The sequence below is a fragment of the Paenibacillus sp. OAS669 genome, assembly GCF_014873645.1.
GTDB lineage: Bacteria > Bacillota > Bacilli > Paenibacillales > NBRC-103111 > Paenibacillus_S > Paenibacillus_S vulneris.
On the sequence record NZ_JADBDR010000001.1, the window covers coordinates 591,406 to 613,795 of the forward strand.

Genomic DNA, 22,390 nt, shown 5'->3' on the forward strand with positions numbered 1-22,390 from the left:
TCGAGGACGGTAGGTTTTTTGGATATAGAATTTACCATTTTCAAACGTTTCCCGTAAAGTACCTGAATCATATCCGAAACCTTATGGGGTTATTTTATCTATCTCAGAGTGCACTAATCAGCTGACGTGTTCTTTCGAGTCATTGGTCTCAAACCAATAATCCAGCACTTTACTGGACATGACTCTCTTCTTGATATACTCGACCTGCTGCTGTGAAAACTGCTGCTGCCACTCTACATCAAGGTCTTCGCATAGCTTAACGATAGTCAACAATTCAGACCATGCCACATACCTTTTGTACCAAAAAAATTGAGGATGTTCAATCATATAGGGATACAGGTCGTCAAACTCTGTATGTTTACAATCGAGGGCACGTTCAAAGTGAATTTTAGCTTCGTTCAACTTAGTTACAAAAAAATCGGCCGGAATCTCATTCCCCATAGCAATGCCTCCTCTCTTTCGCTTGAATCCATTATAAAGGAAAAACACAGTGGAGGGAATAGTTAATAAAATTGAAAATAATTCTTGATTCGCCTCTACTCGAAGACAATCTCGCCATTTGCGAGCGATGCAATCCTTGCCAAAGACTCAACGCGAATCCCGGATTCACGGATGGTTCGACCGCCTGCTTGAAATGATTTTTCAACCGCAATGCCGACTCCGACAAGCTCCGCTCCCGAACGGCGGATGATCCGGATCAAGCCTCTTGCTGCGTCCCCGTTGGCAATAAAATCATCGATCAATAAAATCCGGTCCTGTTCACCGAGCCATTCTCTCGAGACCATAATATCGGTTACCAGCCCTTTCGTAAAGGAAGGCACCCGTTCGCTGTACATTTCGGTATTGTCCGTATTCAAGCTCTTTTTGCGTCTTGCAAATACCATAGGAACATTGAGCTCCTGCGCCGTGGCAAACGCAATGGGAATTCCGGATGATTCTATCGTAAGCACTTTGGTCACGCGGTCTTCTCTGAACAATCGGGCGAATTCCTTGCCCATCGCTGTCGTCAGCGCAGGATCAACCGCATGATTCAAGATAGCGTCCAGCTTAATAATATCATCGGAGATCACGACTCCGACCTCTCTAATTTTTTGCTTTAATAATTCCATTCGGTATCCTCCATCCGAAAAACCTTTTCCGTTAACTTATCATAACGGGAATCCGGGTTTCAAGTCCTAAACGGATAAACTTTTATAAACTTTATGCAACTTTTTCAGCCTCAAACTCGTCTATATGAATAGATAGCAAGAAACGGGGACCTAGACCATGAAAATGGTGCTTTGAAAATCATATCTAATCATTTTCATGAAATTCGCCGATCTTTGTAAGTATACGATCTTTGATGATTCAATGGGTAGCGAGTATGATTAATATTGCTTTATAACGCAACCTTCTAAATTTTCCAGAAAGGAAGACTGGGATGATGAACACACTTACATACGCCGCTCGCTGGCTCGTTCCTTTCATCCTCATATTGCTGATAACCGGATGCAAGCAAGGGTCCGAGGCGTTAAGCCCTACGCCTACCGCAGCTCCGACAGCTACGCCGGCTGCTGCTGCGCCTCAGCAAACCAGTAAGGATCCAACCCAAGAACAAGCCGCAGTTACATCACAGCAGCAAGTCAATCCGAATGACAAGGTATCGCTCGCAAGCGCCGAGAACGGCTCAAAGCAGGATGAGATACCGGAAACCGTCAAACCGACGGCAACACCTAAGCCGAAGATCGATATTCAAGAGACCTACAATCAAACCAAGCCGACTCTGCTTGGCTTGACCTTGAAATCATCGCCTGATGCAGTCACCAGTAAATATGGCAAGCCCAAGGAGCAATTTCAAATGGAAGACGAAACGGATCCTATTACTGTTTATGACTATACGGATTTTATGGTGGGCTACAACAAGCAAAATCAGCTTCAATTCATCGATATTCGCAGCAGCGAAATCAATCCCGGATTGAACGGGCTTAAGCTGGGCCAATCCACAAGCGATATCTACAAAGCATTAGGCAAGCCCGACTCCAATACAAGCTACGTCCTCATCTATAAATCCAAGGATGCCGTATTGAAGCTCGATATCGACCCTAAGACGGATAAGCTCAACTCCATTAAGCTGTTCGCCGAATAATGACCGCGTTCCGTCTGGGGACCCTGAAATTGAAAAAAGCTTGAGTTCCGCTGAACTCAAGCTTTTTTGTCGTGTCAACCTGTTTTTTTCTGTTTGGACGCCCCTCGTTTTCTAAGCCACATAAACAAAGCGATGCCGATTGCTGCTACGATGACAATCACTATGGCACTGATTCCCATGTAGTGATGAATAAGATGCATAATTTTTGGCGCGTTCACACCGATAAAATGACCTAGCGTCAGGAACGATGCGCACCAGATCAGCGCTCCGGTGCCTGCGTACAGCAAATACCTCCAAAGCGATACAGCGCTGACTCCTGCCAAATAGCAGGTAAAATGCCTAACCCCCGGTACGTAATAGCCAAAAGCAACCGTCCACAGTCCGTATTTCTTGAACCATCCCTCTGCCAAGTCCAGTCTTTGCGGTGTCAGCTTCACCCATTTGCCATAGCGGTACAGGAAAGGCTTCCCTACCGTCTTCCCCAGGAAATAGCTGACCAGCATCCCGGTCATGGTCCCGGCATAGCTGACTAGTAACGATTTGCAAAAAGATAAGGGCCCTCCGTTCGAGGTCAATGAACCAACCGTCGTCATTAAGATTTCATCAGGGACCGGAAGTCCTACTATCCCTACAGCCAACAAGCCGAACAGGGCGATGTATCCGTAATGTTCAATCAGCAGCAAAATATCATCCAGCACACAGACACGCTCCTGCAAAAAAATTATATAAACGGTAAAATGAGGCCTATCCTATTTTAACAGAAACCTGGCATTTTCCCAAGTTCATGTCATGTGTTCGTCCCACGGTTCATACCTTGTACTATTATGGAACAAGCCGCATGAAAGGTGGACCTGTCATGATGAGAAAATTCGGCAGCATTATGCAAGTTTGCTTCACCTATGTCGGCACCGTTGTAGGAGCCGGGTTTGCTACCGGACAAGAAATCCTCACTTTTTTTACAAGGTACGGGTGGATGGCAACTCTGACGATCGGAATCGCCAGCATACTGTTTGTCTGGCTCGGAATTAAATTAATGTTTATTGCGCACGAGGTTAAAGCGCATTCCTATGAGGATTTGAATAAGCTTCTCTTCGGTCCCCGAGTAGGAGGATGGGTGAGTCTGTTTACTCTGGTCACCCTGTTCGGCGTCACGACCGTGATGCTGGCAGGAGCCGGCTCCGTCTTCGAGGAGCAATTTCATATGCCTTATCAATCCGGTCTGTTGGTTACGCTGCTGCTCGCGTATGCCGTATTGAGCAAAGGGATGCAAGCCATCGTCGCCGTCAATTCCGTCGTCGTTCCGTTAATGCTGAGCTTCAGCATGCTTATCGTCTGGTATTCCTGGGACTTGCCCGGTTCAGGCAATTGGCTCCATCTGACTTCCGATTACCCGCTGGAGAGGATCTGGTTCGCCCCCTTCCTGTACGCCGCATTTAATCTCAGCATGGCTCAAGGGGTGCTTGTCCCGCTCGGCGCACAAATCCGGGATCGATCCGTACTATTCTGGGGCGGAATTTGGGGAGGAGTCGCTATTGGCATGATGCTGCTGGCCGGCCACTATGCTCTGTCCGCTCAGATGCCCGGCATCTCGCAATTCGAAATTCCTATGGGACAATTGATCCGGAAGGTCGGACCGACCATACAGCTGATGTTCGTCTTTGTCATTTACGGGGAAATCTTCACAACGTTTATTGCCGATGTCTACGGCCTTACCCTGCAGCTGGAGCAGCGGACCCGGCTTTCAAGGAACTGGATTCTCTGGATTGTTCTGCTGCTAAGCTACTTGATCAGCCAGCTCGGCTTTAAAGCTCTTCTGTCGACCTTGTATCCGCTATTCGGGATGATCAGCATGGCCTGGATGACTATGATGATCTGGCGCAGGAGCAGGCCCGCCAGTACGAACTAACGACAGCACCACCGCCAGCCTGGCAACCATGAACAGCATGCCGAATAGCGTGAATACAAAGCCGCATAACAAGTACCCATAGTGGTAGAGCGGGTAGCTGTCCGCATCCCGGATGACAGCCACTACGTCGGTGAATAAAAACAAGCTGCCTATGGCAAAGACGCCAACTAAGGCGTAATCAAAAAAAGTCCACTGAAGAAGGAAGGAGGCCGCTCCCGTCTTCTGCGGGCTCTGGGAGCTCCCCTGCTCCTTGCTGCTTCTCAGCTGATAAACGAACCAAATCAGCATAATAGCCGAAGCCGTTACAATCAAGCCGACGGCTCCGCCTAATATGGCTAATGTCATTTTCAATTTCGGTATCCTCCTATTGAAGCTTCTTGTTCGGTTTCTCCTAAAGCATACTCTGGTAAAGCACATCTATGAAAGGAGCTTCAATAGACGTTCTCATCAGTAGGGATGAATGGCTAGCCGGTACACCAGCCATAACGACAGGGCAAACATTAGCACCGGAATAACCGGCAGCACGATCAGCAGCGTTCGTTCATGAACGGTCCCCGCCTTTTTCCACATATACCGCATATTCCATCCCAGCAAGCCCGATGATCTTAGCCTGCTATCAACGAGGGCATGCTCTTCCGCTACGATTTCCGAAGGATGGGTGCCGTGATTTTGCGTAATTTTCCCCCGCTTCCAGCCTACATGATATGTAATTTCGCGGTCGGTTCGTTGTCCGGGTTCCATCCATTGCGCCTCCGTTCTTAATCCTATATACTATAGTATTTATATACTGTAAAAAAAGCAATGAGTTTCTAAATAAGGAGGCTCCTCTATGAATAAGGTTGCTGCTGTAACGGGCGGTGCCCAAGGGATCGGGAAAGCGGTGTCGCTCGCTTTTGCCAAAGCGGGCTACGAGGTATCGATCGCCGACATGGATAAGGAGGCGGGCTTGGAGGTTGTTCGGGAGATTCGGCAGGCAGGGGGCAAATCCCTCTTTATGTGTGTGAATGTCGCCAAGGAAGACGAAATCTCCAAATGGATGAACGTGACGGCTTCAGAGCTGGGGCGCCTGGATGTACTAGTGAACAATGCGGGCATCAGCCGCAACGGCTCCATGCTGGAGCTTCCTATAGCCTATTTTGATGAAGTTATCGGCGTCAATCTGCGGGGAGCCTTTGTATGTTCCCGGCATGCGGCTGCTATCATGAAGCGGCAGCGCAGCGGCGTGATCATTAATATGGCCTCTACCCGTGCGCTGATGTCCGAAGCAGATACGGAGGCTTACTCCGCCTCCAAGGGCGGCTTGCTTGCTCTTACTCATGCCATGGCGGTAAGCTTGGGAGGCTACGGCATTCGCGTGAATGCCATCAGTCCGGGGTGGATTGAAACCCGCGATTGGCAGAAGGCATCGAAGCGTGAAAAGCTGGTACATAGCGAGCGCGACCGTCTGCAGCACCCTGTCGGGCGCGTGGGTACTCCGCACGATATCGCAGCGGCCTGCCTCTATCTTGCAGGAGATCAGGCCGGCTTTGTCACCGGCCAAAACCTCGTTATCGACGGCGGGATGACGGTCAAAATGATCTACGAGGAGTAAAGCAATTTTGATGGATAAACGGCCGCTTTCAGCGGTTGTTTATATGGTGATGATAGGAAAGCCCCTCCTCTCTCCTAAGTGCGGGGGAGGCTTTCCTTTTGCGAGAAAACAGACAGCGAGGGGTTTAATAAAACGATGTGGTTTCTATTTGCGGCAGCCTCGGCCATATGTTTCGGTATGCGGGGCATCTTATATCAATGGACGTCGCAGCGGCCGATTGACCGCAATCTGCTCCTGCTAGGCGTTTATTTATCCGGAACGATCATTGCGGCGGTTGTCAATCTATTTGCAGGCCAGCCATGGTCCGAGGGCTGCTGGGTAGGCGTATGGATGGGGCTGTTCTCCTTTATTTCCAACGCTTCTATGTATCGGGGCTTTGCTGTAGGGAAAGCTTCGCTAATCGCGATGTTTACGGGTCTCCCTCCCGTTGTGGTCGTTATATTGGCTTATGTGCTATGGGGCGAAAAGCTCAATCTGTGGCAATCGATGGCCTTTCTCGTCATAGTGTTCGGGATCCTCATGATCAGATATTCCAACGACATATCCCTGCGCAATCTTCAGGGTGCCCAGTGGGGCATTATCACGATGATTGCCTTCGGGATTACCGACCTGTCCTCGAAGAAGGCTACCATGCTGGGAGCTGCTACCCTGCCAACCTTGCTCATGATGTATGTGACAGGAAGCCTCCTGTTCGGCATCTCCTGGTATATGAGCCGGCGTAAGCTGGCCTCTGCAAGAGCTATGGTTGCCGCAGCGGCCGAGGATCAAGAGGCCGAATCTAGTCCCTCAGCAGCTTCGGCCAATAGAGGCTGGAGCAGCTCCAAGACGTTATTTTGGGGGATGTTCGTAGGAATCACCAATATTTCCGGAATGATGCTGGTTATGCCTGCGTTCAAGCTGGGCGTGACCGGACTTGTGTCTGTAGTCATAGCGATGAATGTGGTCTTTGTTCTTTTATATGCCCGCTTTATTTTGAAAGAAAGGTTCAGCCGCCTGGAAGCGGGCGGTTTGACCTGCGCACTGATCGGTGTTCTCATTCTTCGGCTTGCGGCTTAAAGGAATTCCCCGCAAAGTGAAATTTGTGGGGAAGCTCCGAATATATAATTTTATTTTATAATCTCATGTAAAATACCACTGGCAGGCCTGCTCCTGCGCCAGATCATTCACTATTCGTTCAAATAGGTGGTTGCCCGGTTCTGAATCAGCTTCGCCGCATCCTCTGCCGTCTTTTGACCGCTAAAGAACGATTGGGATTCTTCCTTGACGATGTCGAGCACCTTGTTGTCCGTCTTGGCAAAGCGATTGGCTGTGTTAATAAGCTGCTTAAGCTCGACGAACGGTTTCTCGGACGTCTTGACCGATTCTCCGGACGGAAGCTTATACGATCCGCCGGCCGCTTGCTTTTGAACGTCGCCGATCTGCTTGTCGTTGACCGATTTGAGCATGGAGAAGCCTTCCCGGTTCGGCAACGATTGCGCCTCCTCCGACAACAGGAAAGCGATGAATTGCTGCGCTTCCTCCTTGACCGCCGAATGGGCCCGGATGCCTAGCTGATTCCGAACGAGGAACGTGCTTCCGTCCTTATGGCCTTGCGGATGCGGCCTTTGCAGCAGCTTCGGATTCGGGTAAAACCGGTAGGCTGTTTCGGCAACATCCAACGGCGAGAGCAAATAAGTAGAGTAAAACAATTGATTGCCGATTTGGGCTTTATTCGCCGTCATAATGCGATCGTCGTACATTTTTTTAATTCGCTTCATATTCTGCACGAATAAAGGCGAATCGAACTTCGCTTTCCGGGTCGCCGGGTCGATGAAATCCGTGCTGTTGTTCTCCACCAATATATTCAAAAAGTGCTCCGGCGCATAATTCGCCAAGGCGTAGCGGTCCCCTTTGCCGTTCGATTGCTGCATGAATTTGCGCGATACTTCCTCGAACTGCTCCCAGGTCCAGCTTTTGTCGTCCACCTTGATTGTCTTATCCAGCAGGTCCCCGTTCCCGACAAAAACGCCTGCATAAAACGAAGTCGGTATTGTGTACAGCCCGCCGTTTATTTTCAATGCATCCAATATGTTCATATGCAGATCGCTTTTGTTCAACTTGTCCGGCATGCCGTTCATATCCAGGAGAAGCTTTTTATCGACATATTTGCTTACAGGCAAGCTGCTCAAATCGAAAATATCCGCTCCGGTTCCCGATAAAATCGCCGAGTTCGTCGTCTTGATGTACTTTTCAAAATCGCCTTCGGCCCATTCCGCCTCCCCTTGCTTGTAAACTTGTATTTGCAGGTCGATGTCCGGATGCTTTTGCTCGAATAGCTTCTCCATCTCATCGAAGTACCAGTCCGAGCCCATTAAAGACAATGTAACAACCGTCCTACCGTCCTTCGACTTTGGCTTCTCCTTGCTCGCCGCCTCCCCTCCGCTTCCGGTTTGGCATCCGGTCGCAGCCGCCAGCGTCATGCATGTAAATCCGATTAATAGTTGCTTTTTCATTGTCTGGTTCCTCTCTTTTCCTTTTGGTTGAGTCGTTCCGAGTAAGATCAAATCGTCCGCCGCACTCGGTTCTACTCCAATCTGACCCGATTCCCTTCCTGCAAAGGCTCGCTGCTTTCCACAATAATAAGATCATGCACATGAACGACACTCGATTCGATCAGTGTGTCCTTGTCGTTGGAATCCATAGCTTGAACCCGGGCTTTGCGAACTATGAACACATTGCCTAGAGCGCCCCTCCGCTCTTCGATTTTGTAAACGAACTTGCCCTCGCGGTCCGAATGAACCGCCTCGTTCGAAACGATTCGTCCCTCCCGTCGCGAAGGCTTGGTGAGCTTGACGAATGCCTGCTCACCTCCTTTCAGCCCGGGGTCCGCTACTTTCACACGGACAGTCTTTTGTGCAACCGTCTCCTGTTTGCCGGCAGATGAGCTGTCCGTTCGCGGCTCCGTATCGGCTATCTCGTAAACGGTGCCTTCGACGATTTTCGGCTGCAGGTCGGACGGCATGCGCACTTCGACCTGCACCTTCTCCTCCATCGCAATCCCCAAGCTCGACAGCAGCGACGCATCGACCGGAAGCTCCAACCGGTAGCCCCGGCTGTTGTTCGTCATGACGACGTCCGGCTCTCCTGCGGACGCCAGTCCTTCGACTGCGTTCACTTTCGTTACGATCCCGTCGAACGGCGCCGCAATCTGCTTATGGTTCGCCAAACGACCCATCAACTCGTTTATTTTGCGTTCCTGTACGCCGAGATCGATCTTGCGCGTTTCGATATCGCGCCCCGCTCTCCGGGACTTCGCCGCATCCCCCTCCGTTGCCGATGCAACGTATTGGTCTTGAACGTTTTGCAGCTCGATCTTTTGCTTTTCCAATTGAGCCAGCTCATCCTGCAGTTCCCGTTCGGCCGTTTTGCTGTCGTAGGCGACCAGCGGCTGCCCCTTGTTCACGATGTCTCCTTCTTTCACGGCAATGGCCGTCACTTTCCAGCCCGCTGGATTCGTCAGCTTAGCTTCCGCCAGAGGCCGCAATATGCCGCTTCCTTCCAGCCTGTGTTCGATGCTGCCGACGGTCGGCTTCTCCGTCTTCACCTTCGGCAGCGCCATAGATTGCAGCGTGTTGCTGAATAAAGTAAAAAATAGCAGCAGCCCGATAAACAGGCCGAACACGATTTGAATGCTTCGTTTACGGCGCCGTTGTCCAAGCTCCTCATGCTGCTCCGTCCCCACGTCCTGCTCCTCCTAACCGCTGCAGCTACCCCTTAATACCGGACAGCTGAATTCCTTTGATAAAATAAGATTCCGCATACAAAAACAGCAGCGCCATCGGAGTCATATACAGCATCGATGCAGCAAAAGCGACTCCCCGCTCGCCCTCGTTGATTTTCGATAAATAGACCGACAGCGGCTGTCTGAACGGATCGTCCAGAAAAATAAGCGGCTGCTCCACCATGTTCCAGTAATCGACGAACAATAATACGATCAGCGCAGCTGCACCCGGCTTGACCATCGGAACGATGATCGTCATGAAAATCCGTATATGGCCGGCTCCGTCGATTTTGGCCGCTTCGATATACGAATACGGAATATGCAGCATGAACTGCCGGAGCATAAACACGCCGAACGCCGCAAAAATACCCGGCAATATAACCGCAGACACACTGTTCAGCAGCCCTAGTCGATCCGCCATAATGTAATTCGGCACCAGAGTCACCTGGAATGGCATAAGCATCGTCAACACGTAAACGAGAAACAGCTGATCCCGACCGCGAAATTGCAGCTTGGACAACGCGTACGCCGCCAGGGCCGCTACAAATGCCTGTCCCGCAATGATCGGTACGACCATCCATACCGAGTTCCAGAACATCGTCAAATATCTCGGACTGTTCACCAAAATTTCGCCGTACTGCTTGAGCGACACTTGATCGGGCAGCAGCTTCAAATTCGCGAAACGGCCGGCTTCCCCGCCGGAAGCCTCGTTCATTGTTCCGATGGGTCCGTAATTGATTTCAATTTCCTGCCCGGTCATGAGCGAGTTTGTGAAAGTAATCACTATCGGAAACAGCAGCACCGCCGCAATAATGGTCACGACGATTGTCAGCGCCCCTTTTTGCAAAAAGTTAGTCCTCCGCAATCCATCTTCCCTCCTGCTACTCGGTGAACTGCCGGAAACGGCGTTCAACCGCAAACAAAGCCAGCACAATCCATAAAATGCATAGGAACATCATCGCCGCCGCCGCCGTCAGCTTCTGAATATCCAGCGACACAAACGTATTGTTCATGTAGTGCTGGAGCATATAGATACTGTCGTGCGGGTAATCGCCTGCGATCAGATACGTTTCGCGAAACACCTTGAACGAATTGACAATGGACATGATGACGACAAAAAACATCGTCGGCGTTAAATAAACGACCGTAATACCAACGAACTGCCGCACCCGGCCTGCGCCCTCCACCTTGGCGGTTTCGTAATAATCTTTCGGAATTTGCTGCAATCCCGCCAAAAACAAAATCATGTTGTACCCGATATTTTTCCACAAATAAACGGCTATCACGACATTACGCGCCGCATCGGTCTTCATCCAATCGACCTTTTCATGGCCGAAATAGCTTAGCCAGGCGTTGAGCGTTCCGTTCCAATCGAACAGCATCTGCCAAACGGCGATAATCGAGGCTATGGGAACGACCAGCGGCAGCACATAAGCGGTTCTCAGCGCATTACGCAGGTACAGGTTCTGGTTCAGCAGCAGCGCCAAGCCCAAGGAGAGCACAACTATGAGCGGAACCGTGACAGAGGTAAAATAAAACGTGTTGGACGCTGCCTTCCGAAACGATTCACTCGCTAGCAGGCTGCGGTAGTTATCCCATCCGGCGAACCGGCCGCCGACCGCACGATCCATGAAAGAGTAGCCGACGCCTTGGGCGAACGGGATCAGGTAAAACAGCGCAAAGCCGATCAGGCTGGGCGAGAGGAACATCCATGCCGCTGCGGCATCGTTGTTTCTAAAGCAAGCATGCCAAAAACCCCATTTCTTCATTTTCGTTTTCTCCTGCCCTTCCGGTGCCGAGTCAAATCTTAAACCGCACATCCTGCGATTAGACTTAGTACTGGAACAAGAATAAGGAAAACTCTTTAAAAAGAAATAGGGGAATGTTAAAACTTTTCTTAAATTGTTACTTTTGCCAAATGAAATCCCCACAAATTGGGATTTGTGGGGAAGCTGCGAAAGTTATAATTTTACTCTATAATTTCAAAAACATGCCTCACTAATCCAATTCAAGCTTTATTCGCTTTTCCGATACGACCGGTACACGCTTTTCAACTGCTGTACCACCCGCGACATCGAATAGGACTTTTGTGCCTTATCCCAGGCGACCCTTCCCAAGTTATAACGATATATCGGATCGCTGATCACTTTCTCCAAGGCATTAGCCAGAGCCTGCACATCCTCGACCGGAACAAGCAGCCCATTCTGCCCATGTGAGATTTGTTCCGGAATGCCGCCTACATTCGTACCGACCAGCGCCAGGCCGCATAAAGCCGCCTCGGCAAACACAGAGCCGAACGCTTCGGCACGTGACGGAAGCACGAACACATCGAAGAAAGGCATGAAATCCTCCGGATGCAGCATATACCCGTAAAAAATAATTTCCTCGTAAATGTTCAGCTCGATAGCCATCTGCTCCAGCTCTTGACGAATCGGACCATCCCCGATCAAATGAAGCACGAAGGGATTGCCCCGCTTCTTCAGCTCGGCACAAGCGAGGAGAAGAATATCCAGACCTTTGGCAGGCACAAGACGGCAGACGGTAATCAGCTGCGGAATTTTATTTTCATGAGGTACCGGCCGGAATCGCTTTTCGTCGAAGCCGTTCGGGATGACGCCGATCTTTTCCGGTTCCTGCACATAGTCGGACAAATACTGCTTGAAGGCGTTCGAAACGGTGATCAGCTGATCGACCCGCTCCTCCAATTCCCTGTATATCGAGGTCAGGAACCTGTGCTCCGGACTGTTCACGCGGATTTTGCCGTTAAGGATCAGCTCACGTTCATAGCTGGAATGAACGGTCATTATAACCGGTGTGTCCGGAAACAGCTGTTTCATGACAAGGCCGGCAATAGGATGATGGGCATGGATGATATCATATTGGCTATGAAGCCGCAGCTTCGTCCACCAGACATAATCTTTATAGGTTTGAATGTATTTATCGACGACCGGATTTCCCGCATAATCCTCCCAGTTAAAGGTTGAGAACTGTACCGGCTCCGTCCCTTTGCTTCTTACCCGTTTAGGCAGCGAAAACAATTCCATTTCCCAGCCCCGTTTGTTGAAACGATCCAGCATAAAAGGAACCATAGAAGATACTCCGCCAGGCTGCTCCGGGGGAAAAAATAATGCTTGTAAAATGTTCATGATAGCCCTCCGTGACTGTCCTGCATTGATTTCATTAAAGGCACCATTGGCACATGGTGTAAAGGACGCGCTCTCCGAACTATCCCTATCTACATCGTAACAGCATTGAGAAGTCACTACAAGAGTTCCGGCAAAAAGAGCAGGAGCTTCCCTTTTCCAATTACCGGGTTCTATTTTACAGTTCTGATAGATTTCCTTTCATTCCATCAAGTATAATTAAGAGATTAAAGCGCTTAACGAAATCCTGGCCCCAACCGAACAGGAGGATTCTTCAATACCTCTCAAAAACTGCACTTCGGTTACCGATAAAAATGAAAACGATACAGTCTAAGAACTGCATGCTGGCGATCTCTCCATGAATTCTTATATCTTTTTACCGAATGTGAGGGCTTTAATTCTTGATGAACGAATTGACTGACTTGTGGACCGGTACATCGGGTACGGTCTTCTCCTGCACCATTATTTTGAGTATTCTGCTTGTAACGCTTCTTGCTTCCGTTCGTCTGCTGCTCAGCCGACGGAAGATCGGCTATTTCTCCCTCATGCTGTCTTTGCTGATTCTCATGGTTCAATACGGGCAGCTCATCGTATTCGAAATTACGCAAACCGAGAGCGATCTTGCCAAATTCATAGCTCTCTTGCTGAAGGTGCTTTCCTTTTTGCTGGTCAATACCGGCATCTATCAATTGTATAATCCTACCAAGTGGAAGGATACGGTTGTCTTCATCCTATGTATGCTCGGAACTATCTTCGTATCGGTAACTTACTGGTATATGCCGGACTGGCTCCAGGGAAGCACGGATCAGGTAAGTTTGATGCAGCCTTTGGGAATGGAGCTGTACTTGTTCCTGCTCATTTTCATCAGCTTTTTGCTTATCAACCCGCGTATCGGGCAGAACGGCAAATACCAAGTCATGCTGACGCTGTATTTTTGCTCCCATATGATCCATATGGCCAATATGTACCTGTTTAACAATGAACAGTTCATCTTGAACAAATTTGAGCAGCTGATTCCGATGGCCTTCCATCTCGTGCTGTTCCTGTTTATCTTCGAGAGGATCATTGAAATCATGCAGGCGATTTACAATTCTTCCATTACGGACGGGTTGACGAGACTCTACAATCGTAAATATTTTTACAATCGCGTCTCACAGCATATCGCTCAACGGGTGGGCATATCCATTATTTTCAGCGATATCGATAATTTCAAAAAGCTCAACGACACCAAAGGCCATCATATGGGCGACCTGGTACTGAAGCAGGTTGCTCAAATCCTCAAGGAAGAAGCCGAGGAAATTGGGGTATGCGGCCGTTACGGCGGGGAGGAAATGGTTGTGATGGTGACGGATACCGAGGTGGACACAAGTGAGCTTGCGGAACGGATACGGGCCCGGGTCGAGGCGGAGACTATCGTTACCGTCAGCATGGGGTACAGCCGCTATAAGAAAAACATTACGGCAGACGAGCTGATCAAGCAGGCGGATGAAGCCATGTATAAAGCCAAGACTAGCGGCAAGAACAAGGTGGTCGCCTTTTGACCGATGCGGGACCATGGGGACTATTCTTCGCCTTGCCGCAGCACAATAGATATATATTCGGGCAATGCCGGCTATTCAATAACAAACAGCATATCCAGCGGCTGCTCCAGCAGCTCGCTTAGCTTTTTGGCGGTAGCCGGCCCTACCGTTTTGACCGAACGCTCCAACAAGCTGATATAGGACGGGCTAAGTCCCGATTGCTTGGCCAGTTCCCTCTGGGACATTCCTTTGATAATGCGAGCTCTTACAAATGCATCTGTCTTCGTTCTAATCTTCATTCGATATGTCTTCCTCTCTTTTATTTCCAGTTGCCCCAAAAACATTATACTTACTTTGTTTTACTTGTGCAATGATTTTTGTTTACTTTTGCAACTTAGTACCTTCTTCCATATTTTATGGTATCGCCGACCGTTGAAATTACCTATGTTTACTGATATCATTAAAAAGCTAAACTATTGTTTACTTCTGGTAAATGCAGGTGTCATGAATGAACTTTTACGAGCAGCTGCGCGATATGCGCAAATTAAAAGGCTTCACTATCCGGGAATTGGCTGACCGTTCCGGTGTTTCCGCCGCCTACATCTCCCAACTTGAAAACGGTAACCGCGGCGTCCCGTCCCCTGATGTGCTTATGAAGCTCTCCGAGGGCTTGAACACCCCCTATTCCGAACTCATGGAGGTCGCCGGATATCTGGAGAAAACGGAAACCGAACGGGAATCGGGCTATTCCCGGCCAAGGGTCAATTTACGCCGGTTTATACGCGAAAATGAATTGACTTTTGACGGTATTGAACTCACGGAGCAGGACAAGGAATGGATCGAGAGAATGCTGACGGCATTATTTTGGCGGGATAAGAAAAGGGCCTCGTCGTCGAGCGTCGATTCCAATCATGAACTGGATTAAACCCGTACTTCCTTCCCCATAATGAAATGAAAAAAGTAAAATCCCACTGATCTTGGCTGGCAGCCGCAGGTTAGTGGGATTTTGTTATTCATAGGCTGCACTGACAGCACCCATCATGGCAGTCACTTGTGCTTTACTTCTCACCATAAGGAGAAACTTGTATAATAGGGTCTGATGCTTAGACTTCCTATTCACCGGTATTTGCTTCAACTGACAGACACGACGGCATCAAGTCAAGGAATATAAGGAGCAATGACTTCAAGATGATATCACTTCCCGAATCTTTTAAACAGCAAATGCGCGAACAGCTTGGAGAAGAAGCCGAGCGCTTCCTGGCCAGCTATGAACTGCCGCGGACACAAGGGCTGCGCATAAACCCTGCCAAGATAAATCAAGGATTGCTTGAACAGCTGACGGAGCAATTCGGTCTGACTCCTGTCCCATGGTGTGAAGGCGGCTATTATTATGCCGATAACGCCAAGCCAGGCAAGCATCCTTACCATGCCGCAGGCTTGTACTACATCCAGGAACCCTCCGCGATGTCCGCCGTCGCGCTGCTCGATCCGAAGCCGGGCGATATTGTGCTGGATTTGGCCGCCGCGCCTGGAGGCAAGTCGACGCAGATTGCCGCCAAGCTTCAGGGGCAAGGCTTATTGATAACCAACGAGATCCATCCGGCAAGGGCCAAAATATTGGCCGAAAATATAGAACGAATGGGCGTGGCGAACGCGGTCGTCACCCAAATGGCCCCGGACCCGCTGGCGGCGAAATTCCCTGCTTTCTTCGATAAAATGATGGTCGATGCCCCCTGCTCCGGCGAAGGCATGTTTCGCAAGGACCCCGATGCGGTAGAGGAATGGTCGCCGGATCACGTGGCCATGTGCGCCGCGAGGCAGTGGGATATTCTCCAGGCTGCCGTGACGATGCTGAAGCCGGGGGGACTGCTTGCGTATTCGACTTGTACCTTCAATACTGCGGAAAATGAACGCACCGTCGACGCTCTGCTCGACCATTACCCCGAGTTCGAGCTGCTGCGCATCGAACGCATCTGGCCTCACCTGCATGCGGGTGAGGGGCATTTTGTCGCCCTGCTGCGCAAGGGCGACGGAGACGCTGCGGCGGCGGTTACCGCCTCTGCCGCCGCCGTAACCCCCCGCGGCAAAGCCGGCGGCAAAGCCGGCGGCAAAAGAGCCTCCTCCCCTAGACCCGAGGAGGAGGCGATGAAGCTCTTTCGCGCGTTCGCCGCGGAAGCATTGCCCGGCTTCGAGCTCCCTCCGGGAGAAGCCGTTCTGTTCGGCGAGCAGCTGTATTGGCTGCCAGCTGCGGAAGGCTGTCCGTTCGAGCGGAGCTCCCTGAACGGACTGAAGGTGCTTCGGCCTGGCCTTCACCTGGCCGAAGTGAAAAAAGCGCGCATTGAGCCGTCTCATGCGCTAGCTCTGGCTCTGCCGCGGGGGGCCGCGCGGCGTGCGCTCGACTTCCCGGCGGAGTCTCCCGAAATCGGCCGCTACCTCCGCGGAGAGACGCTGAACAGTCCGGCTGACGATAACGGCTGGGTGCTTATCTCCATCGACGGCTTGCCGCTCGGATGGGGCAAGCTGAGCGGCGGCCAAGTAAAGAATCATTATCCGAAGGGCTTGCGCCGCGTCGGATCATAAGTTCGCTTTGTAGTGCGGTGAACTGAACCGCACTGCTAAGCCCAGCAGTAAAAAACACTCCCGGCTGCTTTGAAATCAGGAGTATCGCCATAAGGGATACTTCCTGCTTCAAGCCCAGCCTGCGGAGTGTTTTTAGTTTGTGATGCGCATCGATTAATGGACCTGCTCACTCTCGAACATCAATTCCTCAAATGGCTTGTTCTTGAACAGCATCGTGACGTTAAAGGTTTCAAAATCTTTTTCCTTATCCAGCTCCTGCATCAGCAGCATAGCAATCTCTTCCCTGTCGTCGGAATCGCCAGGCTCTCTGAAGTCGATAAAGCCGGTCAGCTGACGCTGGCTGATGTCAACCGTGGCGGTGCCGATCGGCAGTCCTCCGTGGGACTGCTGATAAATTTCATAGGTCAGCATATCGCCATCATCCCGGGCCAATACAATAGTATATTCGTCTTGATTCCACGAATTTGCTTCCTCGTCATCTTCCATGGAATCGAAGTCAGCATCTAATAGATCCTCGTGCGTCAACTCAATGGTTTCAATAATTTCATCGTCCCATTCCATATGAATCACGAAGGCGTCCACCGAATCTTCGTCAAAATCGCTGACCAGAAGATCCGTAATCACCTCGATCTCATCATCCTCCGGCTCGACCTGCCAGCTGACCGTTCCGTTGACCTCTCTGCCGTTAATATGAATATCGGCCTCTGCAACGAGCAGCTGCTCGTTGTCATATATATGATATTCCACTTTGTTGCGAGACTCGGCTACAATGACCAGCTCATAATACTCGTCGACACCATCGTCAATCTCCTCTTGCAAAGGACCATCCCAGGAAGGGGTAACCATTTGATAGTCATTTTGTTCATTCGGATGCTCATCCTCTAATCGATCCTCATCCGCCCAATGCCCATAATCGTAATCCTCCTCGACATTCTGAACCTCCAGGCCGGATTCCAAACGATCGGTCGATATGATGTGATCATATTCACTGTAAGTGACCAGCACGTCGCAGGTATGAATCGCCATAGCATCGATTAACGATTGAACATAGCTTTGCAGATAAGCCATAACCTGCTGCTTCGCATGGGGAGGTAGCATGGCCTGCTCCAATTGCACAGACCCGCAAATGCGGTCATTTTCGCGGTATACCAGGGTCATACTGCCGACAAATTGATGGTCCCACAAAATATCGTTTACTTCCCCGCCGGCCGTTTTCATATCCGGTCTAAGCATGATTTCGGTCATGATACTCGCCTCCAATGGGACTTTTATCGTCGTAGTGCCTTATATAAACCACCATAATTAGAGTGTCCTACTGAAGCCCAAAATATATACCTTGTGACAGGAGTCCAAACCGATCATGATGTTTGTCATAGGATATAGTAATTCCGATACCAAGTGGGGCGGCACCGCAAATGCCGCGTAAAGGATGAATACAACTATAATGGATCCCTTGCCTATCGGAATGATATCAAATCACGAGGAGGAATCAGCATGTCCGGAGTTGGAGGAGTATTTACAAGTGTCGGTGTCATTCTCGTATTGTTTATTCTGTTGGTTATCGTAACCCGCGCTGGCTGGTTGTAATCGGATAAAGGATAATGTACTGCTACGATTTGAAAGTCATGCATCCATGACAGGAAAATAAACAGCTGCTCTGGGATTCGTCAGCTTTTAAGAAAACAACCGATAAACCAGGCAAATGCAGATAAAGCAATGAAGCTTGCGCCACACACAGCAAGACCGGGGCTCTACGAGCTCCGGTCTTCTTCATTTATGCTTATGTTTTAAGGTTCCCCGCTTTTATTAATGCAGCTATCCGTTCGCTTGTCTTAACTCCTGAAGCTCCGCTTCTGTCAGCTCCCTGTATTCCCCGGGTAATAAATGTTCATCGAGAAGTAAAGGGCCCATTGAAATTCGTTTAAGAAAGACGACGCGTTTACCCACTGCCTGAAACATCCTTTTGACCTGATGGAACTTTCCTTCCATAATCGTCAATTCAATCTTTGAGACGATCCCTTGATCGGGATGACCCGATTGCAAAATGGTCAACTGGGCCGGCATCGTAACATAGCCGTCATCAAGCTGAACTCCCTGCTGAAACTGCTTGCCGTCTTCCTCCGTCACGGCGCCTTCCACTTCCGCAAAATAGGTTTTGGGAATGTGCTTCCGCGGTGATAACAGATTATGGGCCAGCTTTCCGTCATTGGTCAGCAATAGCAGGCCTTCGGTATCCTTGTCCAGCCTCCCGACGGGAAAAGGCTGAAAATGCTTGTATTCGTCATCCAGCAGATCAATGACCGTGCGATCTCTTGTATCCTCCGTAGCCGAAACGACACCCTGCGGTTTATTCAGCATGACATAGATGAATTCACGATACCGGACCGTTTCTCCATCCACGGTTATCACATCCGTCCATGGATTCACCTGCATCCCGCTGTCCTTGACAGGGCGATCGTTAATGATAATAGCTCCGCGTTTCACCATCACTTTAATCTCGCTTCGCGAACCGTACCCAGTATTCGCCAGCAGCTTGTCCAGCCTCATCGTTTGCTTCATGCTAAGTCCACCTCCAACCTGCGGGATACTCATTTTTGAGCATGCCGTCCATCCATTTCCCCCAGCCGACAGCATACCCGTCAACCGTAATGAGACAGTAGCCTTTCTTCTTATCCAAATCACCGGACAGAAGGACTTGCTCCTCCGTGATCTCCAATGTTTCTCCTTTAAGGTATCGAACGGTTTCCGATGCTTTAACGGACAGCGCAATCCAGCGTCTCACATCGCTCTGCATCAAGCCCATCGCCAACGCATGGGACGGCTCGAAGCGCTGCTTGCGGACACTGCCCATATACCAGCCCGGACGAATGACCCGAATGCCGCTGAGATCAGGAAGCCCTTCGGGAGACAGGTATATATGCTCTCCATGCAGGACGATATTGGCCGTAGGCACCTCCGGCGCCAGCTCCTGCATAAAGGAGTAAAACGGCTGAAGATCAATAACCGGCTGCTTTTTAAATAAAAACTTGTCTGTGCCGTAACGGTCTCTGCCTTTGGTTTTCAAACGCTCTTTATCCGCCTTCAAAAACTTGGTCTCCGCTGCTAACCGTTCGGGAGATGCCTTATCCGCGTGATACTCAAGAACGGCTACAAAATGCCCTTCACCGGCAAGATGATGAGGCCATAATCTGGCGGTACCCGTTACCTCCTGGGCTGCAGCCGCCGCTTGCAGGGAGCCTAGCTCCGCTATATCCAGCCAATCCGGTCTTCCCGGTTGGAAGCCGTGTTCCATAGGGATAGGGACAATTCGGAATTGGGGATGGGCAGCAATAAATTGCGCGATCATCGCCTCGTTCTCTTCCGGGGAAAACGTACATGTCGAATAGACGATGCGTCCGCCGGGACGAAGCATGATAGCGGCTTGCTTCAGCAAATCCCGCTGCATGGAAGCATAACGGGTTACCCAGTCGGGATGCCAGGCTTTGGCCATCTCTTCTTCCTTGCGGAACATGCCTTCGCCGGAGCATGGAGCATCGATCAATATTTTATCAAAAAACGCCCGAAACGGGTGCTGCAGCTTGTCGGGCCGCTCATTCAACACCACCGCATTTCGAACGCCGTTCAATTCTATGTTTTTGACTAATGCCTTGACTCTGTCCGGATGAATATCGTTCGTAACCAGCAGCCCTTGCCCTTGCAGCTTAGCGGCAATTTGAGTCGATTTCCCGCCGGGGGCGGCACATAAATCCAACACCCGTTCGCCGGGCTGAACATCCAGCAGCTCTGCGGGCGCCATAGCGCTCGGCTCCTGTATGTAGTACAGCCCTGCATGATAATATGGATGCTTGCCCGGTCTATCTTCTTCTTGGTAATAGTACCCTGTCGAGGTCCAAGGAATCGGTTCCTGCAGGGAAGGCATTAAGGATAGAAATTCGTTCACACTGCATTTCAAAGTGTTGACACGGAGGCCGTACCTCCTTGCTTCCTCATAAGAGGCTATAAATGCCGGAAATTCTTCTCCCAGCAATGATTTCATCTTCGTTACAAATGCTTCAGGCAACTGACTGCCCATACCTGTTGTCCAACTTTCCGCAACTATGCACTAATTAATTTGAAAAAAGAAAATTTTATCTCCATCCGGCTGGTTCTGATAACGAGCCATCCAGCGTCCGTTCATCCAGCCGAAATCTTGATTGTCCCAATTATATTTCTTATAGCTGAAGGCTGCAACCAGGAGATCCGGCCGCGTGAAAGAGCTCGAGAACACTCTTTTGCTGACCACGTCCGCGAACATAACGACATCCTCATCCTGATGCAGCGCAACCTGTTTTGTTTTCCAGCGGCTCATATAATAGCTGTTATCCGCAACATTGACAAAAACCTGCGCTTCGGCTGCAGGAGAATAAGGCTCTATGCATATTTTACCGAATACGATATCGTTTTTATCCCAGCTGTCCGGCACATCCACCTTTTTCAGCTCCGTCATTGTGCCTGTGGCCATATCCCCGATCAGCCAGCGAACCGTTTTTTTATAGGCTGCCCCTTTGCTGTTCGTTCCTATCGTATACTGATGCAGCAGAACCGCCTTTTTGCTTTCGCTGTACCCGCCGAATTCCAGCCTGTCCTTCGAATCCTTTGGAAGCGCGAATCGTTTTAGCATATTCCCCTTAAAATCAACAAGCTGAACTCCATAAGACAAGAGCAGCGTCTGATTGTCACCCTTCAGAACGTTGCTGTCGCTTCGGTCATAAGTAAAATTATAATACATAACCTTGCCTTTTGCATCCGTTCCCGGATCAACGAACCCCTGCTCTGAACTAAAAGGCTGGCGTATCGAGCCATCGTTCATATCGATCCAAGACACATCGCTCTGATAGCGGTTAGCGCCATAGATAGCTATGCCGCTGTTCCCGATGATTTCAAAATGCTCGCCGGGATGAATTTCATTAGAGCCGCTGACGATCCACTTCCTCCCCCCTGTTTGCAAATCATAATGGGTAATGCCGTTGATGCTGTCTCGAACAAACAAATGCTTCATATCCGGAGTCAAGACGGCGGAATATATAACAGGCAAAGCCTTCCCTGCATTGCTGGGCAGCTCTTCATATCGGAACAGCTCCAACACGGGGGTAATGGTTTTGGAGGCCAGGTTCATTTTGTTGACCTGATAAACCCATTGCTGTTCGTCATTCAGGACAGTCGTATACAAAAATTCATGATCCGATAGAAAACCGCACAGCTGTGTGGATTGTGTGAACGGCTCCGTCATCGGACCGAAGGTATAAGCAATCGTCTCTTGAACGGGCTGGTCGGATTGAGGCTCCATAGCTGCCATGTCCACCTGTGTCCACGCCTGGTTCTCCAGCTTCTGCTCCCTCTGGATAAAATACAGCATTCCATTCCCGTCCGGGGTTGTATATTGCTTTATGACGTGACCCTTCTTGACATTGAGCGCCGTCCCGCGACTAATTTTTGATCTGGTTATTTGAAGCTTACCGAAATCATATATCGGCAAGTCTGCATTCTTGAGCTTGTAGTCCTCCAACACACGATAAGGAGCCGCGGACGTAAATACTTTAGCCCGGTCCTTGGTGGTTTCTGCGGCATTGACTTGTGCAGCATGCTGCGATTTGGGTATAAAGACGAAATACACCGAATAAAACAGGCCGCTCAATACTAGAAGACCCAAGAGAAGCCATAGATAAGGATGGATAGAAATCCGTTGTTTACGCAAGTCAATTTCCCCGCAGTCTATTCGTTGTATA

General features: G+C 50.0%; 23 protein-coding genes. 8 read left to right on the top strand and 15 right to left on the bottom strand.

Annotation, left to right across the window (positions count from 1 at the left end):
• Positions 1–117: 117 nt before the first annotated feature.
• Entirely contained in the window at positions 118–441 is a 324-nt protein-coding gene (locus tag GGC63_RS02180) for a hypothetical protein (protein ID WP_079908669.1), read from the bottom strand.
• A gap of 95 nt (positions 442–536) precedes the next feature.
• A complete protein-coding gene (locus GGC63_RS02185; RefSeq protein ID WP_079908668.1) occupies positions 537–1,109 on the bottom strand; it encodes a xanthine phosphoribosyltransferase in 573 nt (190 codons plus the stop codon).
• Positions 1,110–1,420: 311 nt separating this feature from the next.
• Between GGC63_RS02185 and GGC63_RS02190 the strand changes: the two genes are divergently transcribed.
• Positions 1,421–2,125: a DUF4309 domain-containing protein gene (locus tag GGC63_RS02190; RefSeq protein ID WP_079908667.1), complete on the top strand. Its 705-nt coding sequence runs from the start codon at positions 1,421–1,423 to the stop codon at positions 2,123–2,125.
• Positions 2,126–2,199: 74 nt separating this feature from the next.
• On the opposite strand, the gene GGC63_RS02195 is transcribed toward GGC63_RS02190, so the two are convergent.
• Positions 2,200–2,823 (bottom strand): DedA family protein, encoded by a 624-nt coding sequence (locus tag GGC63_RS02195; RefSeq protein WP_412973841.1) that lies wholly within the window; start codon positions 2,821–2,823, stop codon positions 2,200–2,202.
• Positions 2,824–2,984: 161 nt separating this feature from the next.
• On the opposite strand from GGC63_RS02195, the gene GGC63_RS02200 reads away from it, so the two are divergent.
• Entirely contained in the window at positions 2,985–4,031 is a 1,047-nt protein-coding gene (locus tag GGC63_RS02200) for a hypothetical protein (RefSeq protein ID WP_192701401.1), read from the top strand.
• On the opposite strand, the gene GGC63_RS02205 is transcribed toward GGC63_RS02200, so the two are convergent.
• Positions 3,957–4,382, bottom strand: coding sequence for a hypothetical protein (locus tag GGC63_RS02205; RefSeq protein ID WP_079908666.1), 426 nt, complete (start codon positions 4,380–4,382; stop codon positions 3,957–3,959). The genes GGC63_RS02200 and GGC63_RS02205 overlap by 75 nt on opposite strands.
• Positions 4,383–4,478: 96 nt before the next feature.
• Positions 4,479–4,772, bottom strand: a complete 294-nt coding sequence (locus GGC63_RS02210) for a hypothetical protein (protein WP_192700933.1) — start codon at positions 4,770–4,772, stop codon at positions 4,479–4,481.
• 88 nt (positions 4,773–4,860) lie between these two features.
• Here GGC63_RS02210 and GGC63_RS02215 point away from each other — a divergent pair, with 88 nt between their 5' ends.
• Both GGC63_RS02215 and GGC63_RS02220 read left to right on the top strand, forming a co-directional pair.
• Positions 4,861–5,622: a glucose 1-dehydrogenase gene (locus GGC63_RS02215; RefSeq protein WP_192700934.1), complete on the top strand. Its 762-nt coding sequence runs from the start codon at positions 4,861–4,863 to the stop codon at positions 5,620–5,622.
• A gap of 135 nt (positions 5,623–5,757) precedes the next feature.
• On the top strand, positions 5,758–6,678 hold the full coding sequence (locus tag GGC63_RS02220) for an EamA family transporter (protein WP_192700935.1): 921 nt from the start codon (positions 5,758–5,760) through the stop codon (positions 6,676–6,678).
• 110 nt (positions 6,679–6,788) lie between these two features.
• Here the strand turns inward: GGC63_RS02220 and GGC63_RS02225 are convergent, their stop codons facing one another.
• The 5 genes from GGC63_RS02225 to GGC63_RS02245 form a co-directional block, all read right to left on the bottom strand.
• A complete protein-coding gene (locus tag GGC63_RS02225) occupies positions 6,789–8,114 on the bottom strand; it encodes an ABC transporter substrate-binding protein (protein ID WP_192700936.1) in 1,326 nt (441 codons plus the stop codon).
• 71 nt (positions 8,115–8,185) lie between these two features.
• Complete coding sequence (locus GGC63_RS02230) at positions 8,186–9,343, bottom strand: efflux RND transporter periplasmic adaptor subunit (protein WP_318780967.1); 1,158 nt, start codon at positions 9,341–9,343, stop codon at positions 8,186–8,188.
• Between the two features lie 25 nt (positions 9,344–9,368).
• A complete protein-coding gene (locus tag GGC63_RS02235; RefSeq protein ID WP_192700937.1) occupies positions 9,369–10,247 on the bottom strand; it encodes a carbohydrate ABC transporter permease in 879 nt (292 codons plus the stop codon).
• 16 nt (positions 10,248–10,263) lie between these two features.
• The gene (locus tag GGC63_RS02240) at positions 10,264–11,151 is read right to left on the bottom strand and encodes a carbohydrate ABC transporter permease (protein WP_192700938.1); all 888 of its coding nucleotides are present in this window, start codon (positions 11,149–11,151) and stop codon (positions 10,264–10,266) included.
• A 246-nt stretch (positions 11,152–11,397) separates the two neighbouring features.
• Entirely contained in the window at positions 11,398–12,528 is a 1,131-nt protein-coding gene (locus GGC63_RS02245; RefSeq protein ID WP_079908658.1) for a glycosyltransferase family 4 protein, read from the bottom strand.
• Between the two features lie 401 nt (positions 12,529–12,929).
• Between GGC63_RS02245 and GGC63_RS02250 the strand changes: the two genes are divergently transcribed.
• Positions 12,930–14,066 (top strand): GGDEF domain-containing protein, encoded by a 1,137-nt coding sequence (locus GGC63_RS02250; protein ID WP_192700939.1) that lies wholly within the window; start codon positions 12,930–12,932, stop codon positions 14,064–14,066.
• A gap of 71 nt (positions 14,067–14,137) precedes the next feature.
• On the opposite strand, the gene GGC63_RS02255 is transcribed toward GGC63_RS02250, so the two are convergent.
• Positions 14,138–14,344, bottom strand: coding sequence for a helix-turn-helix domain-containing protein (locus GGC63_RS02255; RefSeq protein ID WP_079908656.1), 207 nt, complete (start codon positions 14,342–14,344; stop codon positions 14,138–14,140).
• A gap of 209 nt (positions 14,345–14,553) precedes the next feature.
• Here GGC63_RS02255 and GGC63_RS02260 point away from each other — a divergent pair, with 209 nt between their 5' ends.
• Both GGC63_RS02260 and GGC63_RS02265 read left to right on the top strand, forming a co-directional pair.
• Complete coding sequence (locus GGC63_RS02260; RefSeq protein WP_079908655.1) at positions 14,554–14,970, top strand: helix-turn-helix domain-containing protein; 417 nt, start codon at positions 14,554–14,556, stop codon at positions 14,968–14,970.
• Between the two features lie 263 nt (positions 14,971–15,233).
• Positions 15,234–16,625: an RsmF rRNA methyltransferase first C-terminal domain-containing protein gene (locus GGC63_RS02265; RefSeq protein ID WP_192700940.1), complete on the top strand. Its 1,392-nt coding sequence runs from the start codon at positions 15,234–15,236 to the stop codon at positions 16,623–16,625.
• 153 nt (positions 16,626–16,778) lie between these two features.
• Here GGC63_RS02265 and GGC63_RS02270 read toward each other — a convergent pair whose 3' ends face one another.
• Complete coding sequence (locus GGC63_RS02270; RefSeq protein ID WP_192700941.1) at positions 16,779–17,870, bottom strand: hypothetical protein; 1,092 nt, start codon at positions 17,868–17,870, stop codon at positions 16,779–16,781.
• Positions 17,871–18,119: 249 nt separating this feature from the next.
• Between GGC63_RS02270 and GGC63_RS02275 the strand changes: the two genes are divergently transcribed.
• The gene (locus GGC63_RS02275) at positions 18,120–18,212 is read left to right on the top strand and encodes a sporulation protein YjcZ (protein WP_079908652.1); all 93 of its coding nucleotides are present in this window, start codon (positions 18,120–18,122) and stop codon (positions 18,210–18,212) included.
• A gap of 228 nt (positions 18,213–18,440) precedes the next feature.
• On the opposite strand, the gene GGC63_RS02280 is transcribed toward GGC63_RS02275, so the two are convergent.
• The 3 genes from GGC63_RS02280 to GGC63_RS02290 are packed head-to-tail and all read right to left on the bottom strand — an operon-like array spanning position 18,441 to position 22,359.
• A complete protein-coding gene (locus GGC63_RS02280) occupies positions 18,441–19,184 on the bottom strand; it encodes a pseudouridine synthase (RefSeq protein ID WP_192700942.1) in 744 nt (247 codons plus the stop codon).
• A 1-nt stretch (position 19,185) separates the two neighbouring features.
• Entirely contained in the window at positions 19,186–20,697 is a 1,512-nt protein-coding gene (locus GGC63_RS02285; RefSeq protein ID WP_192700943.1) for an RsmF rRNA methyltransferase first C-terminal domain-containing protein, read from the bottom strand.
• A gap of 30 nt (positions 20,698–20,727) precedes the next feature.
• Positions 20,728–22,359: a hypothetical protein gene (locus tag GGC63_RS02290; protein ID WP_192700944.1), complete on the bottom strand. Its 1,632-nt coding sequence runs from the start codon at positions 22,357–22,359 to the stop codon at positions 20,728–20,730.
• Positions 22,360–22,390 lie beyond the last annotated feature (31 nt).

What these genes read in the sequence shown, in the direction of transcription:
- GGC63_RS02180 (WP_079908669.1), bottom strand. Translation starts at nt 441, where the DNA reads ATGGGGAATGAGATTCCGGCCGATTTTTTTGTAACTAAGTTGAACGAA.
- GGC63_RS02185 (WP_079908668.1), bottom strand. Translation starts at nt 1,109, where the DNA reads ATGGAATTATTAAAGCAAAAAATTAGAGAGGTCGGAGTCGTGATCTCC.
- GGC63_RS02190 (WP_079908667.1), top strand. Translation starts at nt 1,421, where the DNA reads ATGATGAACACACTTACATACGCCGCTCGCTGGCTCGTTCCTTTCATC.
- GGC63_RS02200 (WP_192701401.1), top strand. Translation starts at nt 2,985, where the DNA reads ATGAGAAAATTCGGCAGCATTATGCAAGTTTGCTTCACCTATGTCGGC.
- GGC63_RS02210 (WP_192700933.1), bottom strand. Translation starts at nt 4,772, where the DNA reads ATGGAACCCGGACAACGAACCGACCGCGAAATTACATATCATGTAGGC.
- GGC63_RS02215 (WP_192700934.1), top strand. Translation starts at nt 4,861, where the DNA reads ATGAATAAGGTTGCTGCTGTAACGGGCGGTGCCCAAGGGATCGGGAAA.
- GGC63_RS02220 (WP_192700935.1), top strand. Translation starts at nt 5,758, where the DNA reads ATGTGGTTTCTATTTGCGGCAGCCTCGGCCATATGTTTCGGTATGCGG.
- GGC63_RS02225 (WP_192700936.1), bottom strand. Translation starts at nt 8,114, where the DNA reads ATGAAAAAGCAACTATTAATCGGATTTACATGCATGACGCTGGCGGCT.
- GGC63_RS02240 (WP_192700938.1), bottom strand. Translation starts at nt 11,151, where the DNA reads ATGAAGAAATGGGGTTTTTGGCATGCTTGCTTTAGAAACAACGATGCC.
- GGC63_RS02245 (WP_079908658.1), bottom strand. Translation starts at nt 12,528, where the DNA reads ATGAACATTTTACAAGCATTATTTTTTCCCCCGGAGCAGCCTGGCGGA.
- GGC63_RS02250 (WP_192700939.1), top strand. Translation starts at nt 12,930, where the DNA reads ATGAACGAATTGACTGACTTGTGGACCGGTACATCGGGTACGGTCTTC.
- GGC63_RS02255 (WP_079908656.1), bottom strand. Translation starts at nt 14,344, where the DNA reads ATGAAGATTAGAACGAAGACAGATGCATTTGTAAGAGCTCGCATTATC.
- GGC63_RS02260 (WP_079908655.1), top strand. Translation starts at nt 14,554, where the DNA reads ATGAACTTTTACGAGCAGCTGCGCGATATGCGCAAATTAAAAGGCTTC.
- GGC63_RS02265 (WP_192700940.1), top strand. Translation starts at nt 15,234, where the DNA reads ATGATATCACTTCCCGAATCTTTTAAACAGCAAATGCGCGAACAGCTT.
- GGC63_RS02270 (WP_192700941.1), bottom strand. Translation starts at nt 17,870, where the DNA reads ATGACCGAAATCATGCTTAGACCGGATATGAAAACGGCCGGCGGGGAA.
- GGC63_RS02275 (WP_079908652.1), top strand. Translation starts at nt 18,120, where the DNA reads ATGTCCGGAGTTGGAGGAGTATTTACAAGTGTCGGTGTCATTCTCGTA.
- GGC63_RS02280 (WP_192700942.1), bottom strand. Translation starts at nt 19,184, where the DNA reads ATGAAGCAAACGATGAGGCTGGACAAGCTGCTGGCGAATACTGGGTAC.
- GGC63_RS02285 (WP_192700943.1), bottom strand. Translation starts at nt 20,697, where the DNA reads ATGGGCAGTCAGTTGCCTGAAGCATTTGTAACGAAGATGAAATCATTG.